We start from the raw sequence: 12,958 nt of genomic DNA on the forward strand, positions 1-12,958 counted from the left end.
TCGCTTGCGACTATTCCGGCGGGCTGTCCCACTCCTCGCCGTCGTCCTGCGGGTGGTAGCCGATCTGCGAGCGGGCGTGTTCGAGGTCGTACCACCGGCGCTGGTTGTCGCTCACGCCGCTGAAGATACCGAATTCGACGTTGTCGTCTTGCAGACAGCAGTCGATTTCGTGGGCGAAGTCGCGGCGGGACTGCCACATCGCCTTCATACGCCCGACGGTCTCTTCGTACTCGGCGCTCCCGCGTTCGAACTCGCCGTTCTCGACGGCGGCCTCGGCGTCGCCGTAGGGGTGGTCGTACTCGGGCATCCGGACGCTGCACACCCGGAGGGCGTAGAACTGCTTGGGGTATTCGTAGTTCTCGACGTAGTACCGACCCATGTCCTCGCCGTAGGCCTTCGACGCGCCGTAAAACGAGTCGGGGCGGACGGGGTCCTCGTGGCCGATGACGAGTCCGTGGCCCGGCTCGTATATCTCGGGGGCGAACTCGTCCTCGTAGCCGCCCATGACGTGGTTGGTCGAGAGGAAGACGAACGACTCGATTTCGTTCTCGCGGGCGACTTCGAGGGCGTTGTACATCCCGATGATGTTGGGCTCGAAGATGTCCTCCCACGTCCCGTCGGTGTAGGGGTACGCCGCCATGTGGACCATCGCGTCCTGCCCCACCGCGGCCTCGTCGAGGGCGTCGTAGTCGGACACGTCGCCGACGACGGTGTCGTAGCCGCCGTAGGGGTGGTCGTCGGGGCGGTCGGAGCGGTTGAAGTACGTGAAGTCGTAGGCGTCGTCGTCGTGCAGGTGGTCTATGACTGCGGTGCCGCACCGGCCATAGACGCCGGTCATCAAGACGTCCATACGAATCCACTCTGACCAAATCGTAATAAATTGATGGGTGACCGCGAAGTCCGACTTCGCTTCGGGTACCGCTTCGGCCCGCCCGTTCGGGTCACGAAGCCTGACTGTCGCGCACCAGATGGACGACTCGCGGGCGCTCTCACGCGCGAACGGCGGATTCAGGCGTTGACGATGGGTTTATCACGGTTGACTCAGATTGACTGTACCATGCCACTCGCAGACGACCGTGTACGCAGTCGTCTCCGTGGCGTCGCCGTCGGCTTGCTCACGCCGTTCGACGACGACCTGGAGATTCAACACGAAAAACTCGAAGCGAACGCGAAGTCGCTTTCCGGCGACGGTATCTCGTCGTTCCTCGCGGCCGCGAACATCAGCGAATATCACTCGCTCTCCCAACAGGAGCGCGTCGACGTGACGGAGACGGCGGTCGACGCGCTCCCCGACAGCGCCTGCGTCCTCGCCGGCGTCGGCGGGTCGACGAAGGCCGCGACCGACCTGATAGACGCCTACGACCGCGTCGGCGTGGACGCCATGATGGTCATGCCGCCGGACCACACCTACGTCCACGAACGGGGACTCATCCGCTACTACGAGAAACTCGACGCCGCGACCGACACGCCGCTCGTTCCCTACGTCCGCGGCTTCGACCCCTCGGTCTCCTTCCTCCGCGACCTCTCGCGCATCGAGGGCGTCGTCGGCGTCAAGTACGCCATCGAGGACCCGGTCAAACTCGGTTCCGCCGTCGCCGTCGCGGACGACGACGTGGTCTGGGTGGACGGCCTCGCGGAACCCTACGCCGTCTCGTTTTGGAACGAGGGCATCGAGGGGTTCTCGGCGGGAGTCAGCAATTTCCGCCCGGAGATCGGCCTCGCGCTGTTCGAGGCGCTCACCGAGGAGAACTGGGAACGCGCCCGCGAGATTCGCGACCTGACGCTCCCCTTCCAAGCCCTCCGCGGCGAGACGGGAACCGACAACGACCTTCCCGGCGCGATAAGCGTCCCGATAGTGAAGAAGGGCCTCGAACTGGCCGGCCTGCACGGCGGGTCGGTCCGCGAACCGATTCGGTCGCTGTCGGCTGACGACGAGCACCGCGCCGAGGAACTGTACGAGGAACTCGACGACGGCATCGCCCGTGTCATCGACTGACTCACCGACATCGACCCGAGCGCGCACCGACGACTCCGACCGCACCGATATCGACTGACCACGCTCACCGCACCTGCCTGACGCTACCCGACGGCAGCCGTCGGAAGCACCCCACCCCGTTTTTCGCCGCCTCGACGTTCCCTCGCTCCGCCGTTGAGCCGTTTTCACGTCTCACCGGCCCGCTCGTCTCCCACCGGACTCCCGGCCCGCACCAATCATAACACACCTTCAGCTCCGGTAGTTGAGCGGCTACATCCCCAGACTGACCGCACGAGGGCAGCGTTATACTCCATTTTGTTCGCCGGTGGGGAACGAACATCAGGCGAATCGTGCCCAATTATTCACTCTGGATGGGTTTTGCGTTCCCCGGTGGCGAATATCCGGATTTAAGCCTCTCTGTGGGCTCTGGATTGGGTTTAGGGAGGTTGACGTTTTGGTCGGCTGTGCGTCACTCACGACGAACGCGCGAATTCGACGCTATATTCATCCATATATTACAAGCGTATGACTGTAATTTTCCCGCCTCGGGAACCGATGATGCCACTTCGGCGTCTGTCTCCGTCCAGCACCGGCGCGCCCGTCGCCGCGTGTCGGTCGTCGGAGGTAGCGATAAGTAGGTGTGGTGTGTGCGTGACTCACACGGTATGCAGCACGACGATATCCAGCACGACGACGTTCAGTTCCACAACGTCAGGGCGCTCCAGCGGGTCAGACCGCACGAGGGACTTCGACTGCTCCGCGTTCCGGAGGCCGTCAGGAGCGGCCTGAACACCGGCGCGCAGACGCGGATGTCTCACCCGGCGGGAACCGAGATTCGACTCGTCCCCGATGAGACGGTTCGAATCACGCTCTCCTCCGAGGAGCGAGACAGCCTCGTTCGACCGTTCTGGGGGGACTTTCAGGCGACGGGCGAGGAGTTCACGCTCGGGCCGGAACCGAAGACGGTCGAACTGTCTCCCCCGGAGTCGCTTTCCGACCTCGACCCCGATGCCACCGGCGAGATGCGTTACGCGCCCGAGGTGTGCCGACTCGTCTTCCCCGGCGACCACCGCGGCGGCCACATCTACTACCACGGCGTCGAGGGCGCGCGGCGGCCGCCGACCGCCGACGAGGTTCCGAGCCTCCGATATCTCGCGTACGGCACGTCGATTACCGAGGGCGAGGACCCGTCGGCAGAGATGCTCACGTACGTTAACCAGACGGCCCGGAGACTCGGCGCGGACCCGATAAACCTCGGCTCCTGCGGGACCGCCTACTGCGACCCCGCGATAGCCGAGCATATCGCCGCCCGAGACGACTGGGACGTGGCGACGCTCTCGCTGTCGGTGAACATGGTCGGCCGATTCTCGCCCGACGAGTTCCGCGAGCGGGCCGCGGACATGGTCGAAACCGTCGCCGCGGCGAACCCGACCAAACCCGTCGCCTGCATCACGCTGTTCCCGCACGTGCGCGAGTACAAGCGTGACCACGAGGAAGCGACGCTCTCCGAGACGTTCCGCGACCAGCTCCGCGACGTGGTCGTCGAGTGCGGCTACGATAACGTCCACCTCGTCGAGGGTCCCGACCTCCTGCCGACCGCCAGCGGGATGACGACCGACCTCGTTCACCCCGGCGACGACGCGATGATTCGCATCGGCGAGCGCCTCGCGCGCGAGCTCGAATCTCTCATGGACGATTAACCGGAATACGCCGGTCTCAGGCGCTCTCGTAATCGAATTTTCCGAACGAAATCTCCGCGAGCGTAACACGGAAGAACCCCCCTGTTCGATGGACGTGTATGACCGTCGCCGCAAATCTGGGCTACATGCTCGGGGTGCTCTGCCTCGGGGCGCTAGCGAAGCGTCTCGGCCTCCTCGATAGCGGCCGCCGCGACAGACTCACGTTCTTCGCGTTCGCCTTCGCGCTCCCCGCGCTCGTGTTCACCTCGACGTACGACCAGCCGATTCGCGAAGTCATCGAGCCGACGCTCGTGTTGGGCTTTTGGCTCGTCCTCTTTACGATGCTCGCCGTCGGCTGGGTCGTCCACCGGCGGGTGTCGCCCGACTCGGTTCGCAGTGTCGCCATCGTCCAGTCGTACTACTCGAACCTCGGCTTCCTCGGGCTCCCGCTCGTCGATTCGACGTTCGGTTCGCTGGCGTCGGCGAAGGCGGCCGTCATCCTCGGCATCGGCGCGCTCACCCACGTCCCGCTCACTATCACGGTCCTCGTGCTCGTCAACGGCGCTGACGTATCGTTCAAAGAGGAGTTCGTCGGCGTGCTCAAGACGCCGGTCATTCCGGCGCTCGTGTTGGGGCTCGCCTTCTCCGGGCTCGGCCTCGGCGTCCCCGGCGTCCTTCTGACGGGGCTGGACGCGCTCTCCTCGCTCGCGCTCCCCGTGGCGCTGCTCTCCATCGGCGCGTCGCTCACGATTTCCACCGAGTCGTTCGACTTTCGCACCGTCGGGGCCGTCGTCGGCAGCAAAGTCGTCCTGATGCCGCTTCTCGCCTTCGCCGTCTTCTCGACGTTCGCGTCGAGTTGGTCGACGGTCCAAGCCGGCGTGACGATGCTCGCGACGCCGACCGCCGTCTCGTCGTTCATCTACGCGAACGAACTCGGCGGCGACGCCGACCTCGCGTCGATGAACGTGTTCGCGACCACCGCCGTCTCGGTCGCCACCTTGTTCGTCGTCCTCCAGTTCCTCCTTTGAGGCGGCGGCAACTCGTCGATACCAATCCGAACCTCGCGAATTCGCTTCGCTCACACCTTGCGACGGTCACGAGCGCGCGGCGGTCATCCGCGCTCGCCATGAGAAGCTTACTTGGTGATGGATGTGCATGGCTAGGTCGAATGTCGAGAACCTACGGTAACTTCATCGACGGCGAATGGACAGCCTCCCACTCCGGAGCGACGTTCGAAGTGACGAACCCCGCGGCGGCCGGCGAAGTCGTCAGCGTCCACCCGGCGTCCACCGAGGCGGACGTCGAGGCGGCGCTCGACGCGGCCGTCGCCGCACAGGACGAGTGGGCATCGACGCCCGGTCCGTCCCGCGGCGCGGTGCTCCGCGAGGCCGGCAACAACCTCGAAGCGCGCAAGGAAGAGACGACCGAGGTGCTCGTCCGCGAGGAGGGCAAGACGCGCTCCGAGGCGGGCGGCGAGGTACAGCGCGCCATCGACATCTTCCACTACTACGGCGCGAAAGCGCGGGATTTCGGCGGCACCGTCAAGTCCGCGAGCGCCCCCGGGAAGGACCTCTACACGAAGCACGAACCCCTCGGCACGGTCGCGCTCATCACGCCGTGGAACTACCCCATCGCCATCCCGGTCTGGAAGCTCGCCCCGGCGCTCGCCGCCGGCAACACCGCGGTCCTCAAGCCGGCGTCCGAAGCGCCGGGCGTCGTCGCCATCGTCCTCGAATGTCTCGACGACGCGGGACTCCCGGCCGGCGTGGCGAACACCATCACCGGCTCCGGGAGCGAGGTCGGCGGCCCGCTCATCGAGAGTGAGCGCATCGACGGCGTCTCCTTTACCGGCAGCACCGCCGTGGGGACGATGGTCGCCGAGACGGCCGCGGTCGACCTCAAGCGCGTCCAGTGTGAGATGGGCGGCAAGAACCCGACCGTCGTGATGCCCAGCGCGGACATCGAGGCGGCCGCCGAAACCGTCGGCGTCGGCGCGTTCGGCACGACCGGCCAGTCGTGTACGGCCACCTCGCGCGCCATCGTCCACGAGGACGTGTACGACGAGTTCGTCGCGGCCGTCTCCGACTACGCAGACTCGCTCGTCGTCGGCGACGGCCTCGACGACCCCGACATGGGTCCGCACGTCTCCGAGAACGAACTGTCTTCGACGCTCGAATACATCGACATCGGTGCCTCGGAGGGCGCGACGCTCGAAGCCGGCGGCAGCCGGCTCACCGGCGACGACTACGACGACGGCTACTTCGTCGAACCCACCGTGTTTTCCGACGTCGAAAACGACGCTCGCATCGCCCAAGAGGAGATTTTCGGCCCCGTGCTCGCGGTCGTCGAGGCCGACTCGTTCGAGGACGCGCTCGCCCTCGCCAACGACGTCGACTACGGCCTGTCGGCCAGCATCGTCACGCAGGACCTCAGCGAGGGCAAGCGCTTCGTCAACGAGGTCGAAGCGGGCGTCGCGAAAATCAACGAGAAGACGACCGGCCTCGAACTCCACGTCCCCTTCGGCGGCTACAAGGACTCCTCGACCAACACGTACCGCGAGCAGGGCGACGCCGGGCTCGACTTCTTCTCGTCGGTGAAGACCATCTACGAGAACTACTGAGCGGCGCGTCGCCCCGCGCGCTCAGGAGAACTTCGTGTTCAGTTCGATGACGTTCGCGGCGCTCTGCACGTAGTCCGCGAGTTCGCCGTGCAGGCGGTCCTCGGTGAACCGACTCGACGGGCCGGTGATGCTAATCGCGCCGAGGATCACCTCGTCGTTCTTGACCGGCGCGGAGACGCAGCGCAGGCCGTTGATGTTCTCCTCGTCGTCGATGCCGTACCCCTGCTCGCGGATGGTCTCGAGTTCCTCGAACAGCTCTTCGGGCCCGGTGATGGTGTTCGCCGTTTTGGGCTCGTACTCCATCGCCGCCGCGATTTCCTCGATGCGCTCGGGCGGCAGGTACGCGAGAATCGTCTTGCCGAGCGACGTGGAGTACATCGGCTGTTGGGTCCCCACCCGCGACAGCGTCTCGACGGCGTGTTCGCCCTGCGCCTTGTGGAGGTACGACACCTTCCCGTACTCCTCGACGCCGAACTGGACGATTTCGCCCGTCTCGTCGGCCAGCGAGTCGACCTCTTTTTGCACGATGTCGAAGTTGCCTATCTGGTCGCGGACGTGCGAAGCCACGTCGAGAAAGCGCAGTCCGAGGCGGTAGCCGTCGCCCTCGCGCACGATGACGCGCCGCTCTTCGAGCGTTCGGAGGTGGCTGTGGACGGTGCTCTTCGAGTGGCCGAGCTCGTCGGCAATTCGCGTCACGCCGATGCCCGCCTCCTCCTGCAGCAGGTCGATGATGTTGAACGTTATCTGGACCGAGCGGATGGTCCGGCCGGGGCGGTTGTTCGGTGGGGGGCTCATGGTGTGGTAGTCGACCCCGGGCCGTATATATCTGTTCCCGCCTGGGGAACGTATCGGCTGCGACGAACGAGTACTCTCGGCTCCGAACTGGCTGACCGACCGGCGCGCACGGCCGCCGTCCCGCGGTGGCGCGACGCCATGGGATACATTTTTCATCCCAGCACGTCTTCGTGTGGGTACTGTACCCATGCCAGCAGACGAGCTTACACCAGTCCAGCGCGCCGCCTCGTACCTCAGGTCGCTGGACATCGACGGTCAGTCGTGGATTACCGGCGTCGCCATCAACGGCCTGCTCGCCGAGGGGGGAGCCGAATCGGTCGAGCGAGCGAAGCACCTCGTCGAAACCGCGGTGGCGACACAGAACGACGCCGGGCAGTTGAGCTACGGCCCGAGCTACCCCATAGAGGTGTTCAGCCACGGCCGCGAGTACGAGGCGAGCTGGGAGCTGACCGTCAAGAAGTGCATGAACACGAACAACAGCACCGCCATCGGGCACGGTGTTCTCGATTTCTACGACGAGACGGGCGAGGACCGCTACCTCGACGCGGCCGAGCGCGCCTACGAGTCGCTTCTGTCCTTCGAGCGGACCGAAGACGGCGGTATCCCCCACCACGACCCCGACCTCGCGGGCATCAAGTCGCTGTGGATAGACTCCGTCTACATGATGTGTCCCTTCCTCGCCCGCTACGGCGCGGCCGCCGGCGACGACGACGCCTTCGACGAGGCGGTCGAGCAGATTCTGATTCACGCCGCGCACCTCCGCGACGGCCACACGGGCCTGTTCCGACACATCTGGGTCGAACAGCCGAACCACTACCCGCAGGGCGCGTTCTGGGCGCGCGGCAACGGGTGGGCCGCCGCCGCCTCGGTGGACGTGCTCGAACGACTCCCCGAGGACCACCCGAAGCGCAACGACCTCCTCGACCTGTTCCGGTCGCACTGCGAGGCGCTCCTTCCGCTCCAAGACGGTAGCGGTTTCTGGCACAACCTCGTCGACGACCCGCACACGCCGCTCGAATCGTCGGGGACGCTCATGTTCGCCTACGCGTTCGCCCGCGGCATCGACCTCGGCATCCTCGATGCGGAGACCTACCGCCAACCCGCCGAAGACGGGCTCGCGGCCGTCTCCCGCGTCGTCAGCGAGGAGGGCGCGGTCAACCGTGTCGCCGGCCCGCCGGGCGGCCCCGAGGCCCCGCTGACGGACACGCCTTACGGGCAGGGCTGGTTCCTGATGGCCGCGGCCGCGCTCGACTGAGACCTTCGCCCCCCAGCGTTCTTTTCGACGCTTTCGGCCCGGCACCACAGTTATGCGCTCCGGCGCACATTGACGGACGAACTCCGGCGACAGGAGACACTATGACCTACCACGCAGGCATCATCGGCACGGGCGGCATCGCAGGGATGGGCATCCTCGGCATGCACGACGAGGCGGCCATCGGCAGAGAGAAAATCGACGCGAGCCACGCGGGCGGCTACGCCGCGACCGACGACATCGAACTCGTCGCCGTCGCCGACGTGGACGAGTCGAAACTGGACACGTTCGGCGAGGCGTGGGATATCCCCGCCGACCGCCGGTACGTCGGACACGAGGCGATGCTCGAAGCCGAGGACCTCGACGCGGTGTCGGTCTGCACGCCGTCGTTCCTCCACCGCGACCACGTCGTCGACGCCGCGCGCTCCGCCGCCGACCCCTCGGTCATCTGGTGCGAGAAACCCATCGCGTCGGCCGTCAGCGACGCCGAGGAGATGGTCGCCGTCTGCGAGGAGGCCGACACGGAACTCGTCGTCAACCACTCGTTCCGGTTCACGGACAAGCTCCGTCGGCTCCGCGACCTCGTCCGCGAGGAAGACATTCTCGGCGACGTGAAGTCCGTGAGCGCGCAGTACCGCATGGAACTCATGCGGAACTCCACGCACGTCCTCGACACCCTCGTCTACCTCCTCGACGCGCGGGCTTCGCGGGTGAGCGGCCACATCACCGGCGAGAACGAGGTGCTCGACGCGCTGGACGCCACGGAGTCGGTCGTCGACGCCGGCGGCGGCGGGCACGTCGTCATGGACGACGGCACGTTCGTCACCGTGGACTGCACGATTCCGCGCGACGTCTCCTCGATGACGCTGAGTTTCATCGGCACCGAGGGCAAACTCTACATGAACAACGACGACGGCGAGTGGCGCTACTGGTCGCTCGAAGACGGCGAACACGTCGAGCGACCGCTCCCCGGTATCGAGGGCGCGTGGACGTGGGAGGACGACTACAAGGGCTCCTTCGCAAACGCGGCGGCCCACGTTCAAGACCTCCTCGACGGCGACGCCGAGAACTACTCATCCGGCGTCGCGGCGACTCGCTCGCTCGAAATCATCGTCGGGTTCTACCTCTCGCACTACACCGACTCGACCGTCGATGTCCCGCTTCCGGGGCCGCTCCGCGAAGTTCCTATTACGTCCTGGTAGCCCGCGGGCGGTCGGTTTGTCGCCCACCACGCGTAACTATCCGGCATCACCGGACACTGGATTCCTGTCGTGGGTCACTGACAACGCCCTAAATATTCGTGATAGACGCGCTGTCGGTACAGAGTAGCGCCGTTTCGTCACGTTCTCCCCTGGCGGACATCAGCGTTACTGACTCACGTCCGGTCACGATATTATTCCTGAATCAATTTAAGTGGAGTTAACTCTGAATTACAGTTCTATGTGCGTAATTATTTGCGGCGTACAATCCACGTTGCCGGCGAGAGCACGCAATTCGCCCTTGCGCCCTCGCCTCGACGGACAACCGCAACTGGTCGATTCCGCCCCGGGCGGACTTCCGCTATCGCCGGACAACTATCCGGTAGAACCGGAGCCGCAGGAATATTCTGGAATCGCCCCGATGTGGGGATTGAGACGGTCGAAAACGAGAGTCAATGGGTATTTATTCGATACTGTTGATCTCGATATGTTCGGTCGGGACGGCGTTTCGTCCGCCATGCCCGGACAATTCTCGTTTTTCGGGCGTCAGACCATCCGGTAGACTTCGTCCATCCAACTGTCGTCGGTCTCGACGGTGATGCCGCTCATGACCTCGGCCCAGTCGGCCTGCGCCTCGCTGTCGTCCATGACTTCTTGGATGGCCTCCGGGTCGTCGACTTCCATGAAGCCGAAAACGTGGCCGTCTTTCTCGAAGACGCTGTAGGTCTGTAGCCCGGCGTCGGAGTCCAGGTAGGCGGATTCGAGCGCCTCGGGGACGTTCTCGTGTTTCGTTCGGTACTCCTCTCGCTTGCCGTCCTTTATCTCAAGGTGGAATGCGATTCGCGCCATACGACCCCCGATTCGACGGCACCCGTCTTAGCTTTTCGGCGGGTAAGATTTAGTACGGGAACGCCCGTCGTCGACTGTAATGATAGATGCCCACACCCACGCGTGGGGTGCCGCGAGCCCGGACCACCCGTGGACCAACGGCCCCATCTTGGACCTCGTCGACAGCTTCGACGTGCACACCGTCTACACCGCCGACCGCCTGCTCGCCGACATGGACCGAAACGGCGTTGACGAGGCGGTCGTCGTGGGCTACCCCATCTGCGACTGGACGGACAACTGGTACACCCGCCGGGTCGCATCCGAGTACGACCGACTCCACGGAATCGTGATGCTCGACCCCTTCGCCGCCGACGCCGTCGAGCGCCTCGACCGCTGCATGGAGACCGACGGCGTCCTCGGCTTTCGTCTCGGCGCGGCCTGTCCGTACGACCGCATGTGGGAGACGTTCGACCCGAGCGTGACGTGGCTCGGAGAGAGCGTCGAGGAGACCGCGTTCTGGGAGGCCGCGGTCGAGCACGACGCCACGGTTCAGATTCTCTGCGACCACGGCCAACTCGACCAGGCGCTCGAACTCGTCGAGGCGTACCCCGACCTCACGTACCTGTTCGACCACTTCGCCCACGCGGGCCCGGACACCCCCACCGACGAGGGGACGTTCGCCCGGTTTGCCGACCTCGCGGAACACGACTCGGTCGCGGTGAAGGTCTCCGAAATCGTCCATATGTCCGACTCGGCGTTCCCCTACGCCGACATGCACGACCACGTCCGGTGGCTCCTCGACACCTTCGGGCGCGAGCGGGTCGTCTGGGGCTCCGACTACCCCAACGTCAGCGACGTTGCCAGCTACGCCGAGGCGTGCAACTGGCTCAAACAGGTCGACTCGTTGTCGAAGGCCGATCGGTCGTGGCTGACCGAGAAGTCGTTCCGGCGGCACGTCGACCTCGGGTGAGTGTAATCGGTCGTCACAACGTGCCTCGCCCGCACCATCGTCGATTCGGTGGCTGCTATTCTCGCTCTAGATGGCACCGGTATATTTATTATAATGAATTATAGTGGTTTGTAATGGTACACCATGGCAAACAGTAGTTCATCGAACCGGCTCAGCAGGCGGCGATACGTGACTGGGCTCGGAGCGGGTCTCACCGCGGCGTTGGCAGGTTGTATGGGTGGCGGAAACGACGGTGGCAACGATGGGGGTTCCGGCGGAGGCGACGGCTCCGGCGGCTCCGGCGGCGGTTCGGGCTCCCAGTCTCTCGACTTCTGGCTGTTCGGCGGCATCCCCGCCGAACGGGAGTACATCAGTAACCACTACGGCAGTTACGGCGAGCACGACGTCACCTACCAGCACCAAGAGTGGGGACAGAAGTACCAGATTATCGCCTCCGCGGCGGCGAACAACAACCTCCCGGACGTGATGGCCGGCCAGACGCAGCAGATTCCCGACTACGTCGGCGCGAGCGCCATCCAACCGCTCGACCAAGAGCAGTTCGCCGACGAGCTAGAGGAGATAAACAGCCGGTTCATTCAGGCGAACGTCGATACGCAAATCTACGACAGTCTCGGTGACACCGACGGGGAGCGGCAGTGGGGGCTCCCCGGCGGCTACGCCGACCTCGGCCCGTTCGTGGACATCCGAACCGACTATCTCGAACAGACGAGCTTCGACAGCCCGCCGCGCAACTGGGAGGAACTCATCCAACTCGGCGAGGAGATGCAGGAGCTAGACGAGGTGTCGGCGGCGATTACCGCGCCGGGGACCGACTTCGGGCTGACGACCGGCTACTTCATCGGCTTCGTCTACGCCAACGGCGGTCGGTACTTCGACCCCGAGACGCTGGAGGCGACGGTCGACCAACCCGGCTTCGTCGACGCCGTCAGGCTCTATCAGGACATCGCCGAGGCCGGACTGTTCCCCGACTCGATGGCCGAGAACGACCACATCGGCGCGGGGCGGCTCCTCCGCGAGGGCGAGTCCGGCATCTTCATCACGTACTCCCACGCCAACGCGGTCTACCAGACGACCGGCGCGCCGCAGGAGTGGCTCGACGGCGAGGGCCACACGGTCACCCGCGCGCCGCTGCCGGACAGCCCGTCGGGGAGCTTCGAACCCCGCGACCTGCTCCTGCAGAACGCGCAGGGGTTCATGCTCGGCAACGGCACCGACTCGGAGGCCGAACTGCAGGCCGCGTTCGACTTCACCGAGTGGTGGAACTCCGAAGAACAGCTCGCGCCGTGGACCTACGACGCCGAAAACGACGTGGGTATCCGCGGGCGCGTCCCGACGCTCGAAAGCGCCTTCGAGGACCCGAGCGACCTCTTCCGGAGCCAGTTCGGCGACCTCGTGACGCTGTACGAGAACGACGACCTGTTCACGCGAACCTCGCGGTTCCCGTCGTTCTCGGGCATCGCGTCGGTCCAGAGCATCATCAACACCGAGGTCATCCAGCCGGTCGTCCTCGGCAACGCGACGGCCGAGGAGGCCTGTAGCGCCGCGAACGAATCGGTTCAGGAAGTCATCGACGAGGAGTTGGCCTGACCATGCGACTCGAATCGTCGCTCGAACGACCGCGGGCCCGCGGTGGTGAGACG

The 12,958-nt window shown here is 65.2% G+C and carries 11 protein-coding genes; 8 read left to right on the forward strand and 3 right to left on the reverse strand.

From position 1 onward, the window contains the following. Positions 1–10: 10 nt before the first annotated feature. Positions 11–850 (reverse strand): NAD(P)-dependent oxidoreductase, encoded by an 840-nt coding sequence (locus tag C458_RS03270; RefSeq protein WP_008573176.1) that lies wholly within the window; start codon positions 848–850, stop codon positions 11–13. 207 nt (positions 851–1,057) lie between these two features. Here C458_RS03270 and C458_RS03275 point away from each other — a divergent pair, with 207 nt between their 5' ends. From C458_RS03275 to C458_RS03290, 4 genes are all read left to right on the forward strand, one after another. After that, on the forward strand, positions 1,058–1,996 hold the full coding sequence (locus C458_RS03275) for a dihydrodipicolinate synthase family protein (protein ID WP_081603286.1): 939 nt from the start codon (positions 1,058–1,060) through the stop codon (positions 1,994–1,996). Between the two features lie 644 nt (positions 1,997–2,640). Continuing rightward, positions 2,641–3,675: an SGNH/GDSL hydrolase family protein gene (locus tag C458_RS03280; RefSeq protein ID WP_008573179.1), complete on the forward strand. Its 1,035-nt coding sequence runs from the start codon at positions 2,641–2,643 to the stop codon at positions 3,673–3,675. Between the two features lie 98 nt (positions 3,676–3,773). Then, positions 3,774–4,682 carry an AEC family transporter gene (locus C458_RS03285; RefSeq protein WP_008573181.1) on the forward strand — a complete coding sequence of 303 codons (909 nt, stop codon included), beginning with the start codon at positions 3,774–3,776 and terminating at the stop codon, positions 4,680–4,682. 140 nt (positions 4,683–4,822) lie between these two features. Then, positions 4,823–6,274, forward strand: coding sequence for an aldehyde dehydrogenase family protein (locus C458_RS03290; RefSeq protein WP_008573183.1), 1,452 nt, complete (start codon positions 4,823–4,825; stop codon positions 6,272–6,274). Positions 6,275–6,295: 21 nt separating this feature from the next. Here C458_RS03290 and C458_RS03295 read toward each other — a convergent pair whose 3' ends face one another. Beyond that, on the reverse strand, positions 6,296–7,069 hold the full coding sequence (locus tag C458_RS03295; protein ID WP_008573184.1) for an IclR family transcriptional regulator: 774 nt from the start codon (positions 7,067–7,069) through the stop codon (positions 6,296–6,298). A gap of 187 nt (positions 7,070–7,256) precedes the next feature. On the opposite strand from C458_RS03295, the gene C458_RS03300 reads away from it, so the two are divergent. Both C458_RS03300 and C458_RS03305 read left to right on the forward strand, forming a co-directional pair. Beyond that, positions 7,257–8,324: a glycoside hydrolase family 105 protein gene (locus C458_RS03300; RefSeq protein ID WP_008573186.1), complete on the forward strand. Its 1,068-nt coding sequence runs from the start codon at positions 7,257–7,259 to the stop codon at positions 8,322–8,324. A 101-nt stretch (positions 8,325–8,425) separates the two neighbouring features. Next, a complete protein-coding gene (locus tag C458_RS03305) occupies positions 8,426–9,523 on the forward strand; it encodes a Gfo/Idh/MocA family protein (RefSeq protein ID WP_008573187.1) in 1,098 nt (365 codons plus the stop codon). 543 nt (positions 9,524–10,066) lie between these two features. Here C458_RS03305 and C458_RS03310 read toward each other — a convergent pair. Further along, positions 10,067–10,369: an L-rhamnose mutarotase gene (locus C458_RS03310; RefSeq protein ID WP_008573189.1), complete on the reverse strand. Its 303-nt coding sequence runs from the start codon at positions 10,367–10,369 to the stop codon at positions 10,067–10,069. Between the two features lie 79 nt (positions 10,370–10,448). Here C458_RS03310 and rhcC point away from each other — a divergent pair, with 79 nt between their 5' ends. Both rhcC and C458_RS03320 read left to right on the forward strand, forming a co-directional pair. Further along, positions 10,449–11,318 (forward strand): L-rhamnono-1,4-lactonase, encoded by an 870-nt coding sequence (gene rhcC, locus C458_RS03315; protein WP_008573190.1) that lies wholly within the window; start codon positions 10,449–10,451, stop codon positions 11,316–11,318. A gap of 213 nt (positions 11,319–11,531) precedes the next feature. Next, entirely contained in the window at positions 11,532–12,905 is a 1,374-nt protein-coding gene (locus C458_RS03320) for an ABC transporter substrate-binding protein (protein WP_008573191.1), read from the forward strand. Positions 12,906–12,958: the final 53 nt, after the last annotated feature.

It is taken from the genome of Haloferax sp. ATCC BAA-644 (assembly GCF_000336975.1).
Lineage (GTDB): Archaea > Halobacteriota > Halobacteria > Halobacteriales > Haloferacaceae > Haloferax > Haloferax volcanii.

Coding starts and splice junctions, on each gene's coding strand:
- C458_RS03295 (WP_008573184.1), bottom strand. CDS start 7,069: ATGAGCCCCCCACCGAACAACCGCCCCGGCCGGACCATCCGCTCGGTC.
- C458_RS03275 (WP_081603286.1), top strand. CDS start 1,058: ATGCCACTCGCAGACGACCGTGTACGCAGTCGTCTCCGTGGCGTCGCC.
- C458_RS03300 (WP_008573186.1), top strand. CDS start 7,257: ATGCCAGCAGACGAGCTTACACCAGTCCAGCGCGCCGCCTCGTACCTC.
- C458_RS03285 (WP_008573181.1), top strand. CDS start 3,774: ATGACCGTCGCCGCAAATCTGGGCTACATGCTCGGGGTGCTCTGCCTC.
- C458_RS03310 (WP_008573189.1), bottom strand. CDS start 10,369: ATGGCGCGAATCGCATTCCACCTTGAGATAAAGGACGGCAAGCGAGAG.
- C458_RS03280 (WP_008573179.1), top strand. CDS start 2,641: ATGCAGCACGACGATATCCAGCACGACGACGTTCAGTTCCACAACGTC.
- C458_RS03270 (WP_008573176.1), bottom strand. CDS start 850: ATGGACGTCTTGATGACCGGCGTCTATGGCCGGTGCGGCACCGCAGTC.
- C458_RS03290 (WP_008573183.1), top strand. CDS start 4,823: ATGTCGAGAACCTACGGTAACTTCATCGACGGCGAATGGACAGCCTCC.
- C458_RS03305 (WP_008573187.1), top strand. CDS start 8,426: ATGACCTACCACGCAGGCATCATCGGCACGGGCGGCATCGCAGGGATG.
- C458_RS03320 (WP_008573191.1), top strand. CDS start 11,532: ATGGGTGGCGGAAACGACGGTGGCAACGATGGGGGTTCCGGCGGAGGC.
- rhcC (WP_008573190.1), top strand. CDS start 10,449: ATGATAGATGCCCACACCCACGCGTGGGGTGCCGCGAGCCCGGACCAC.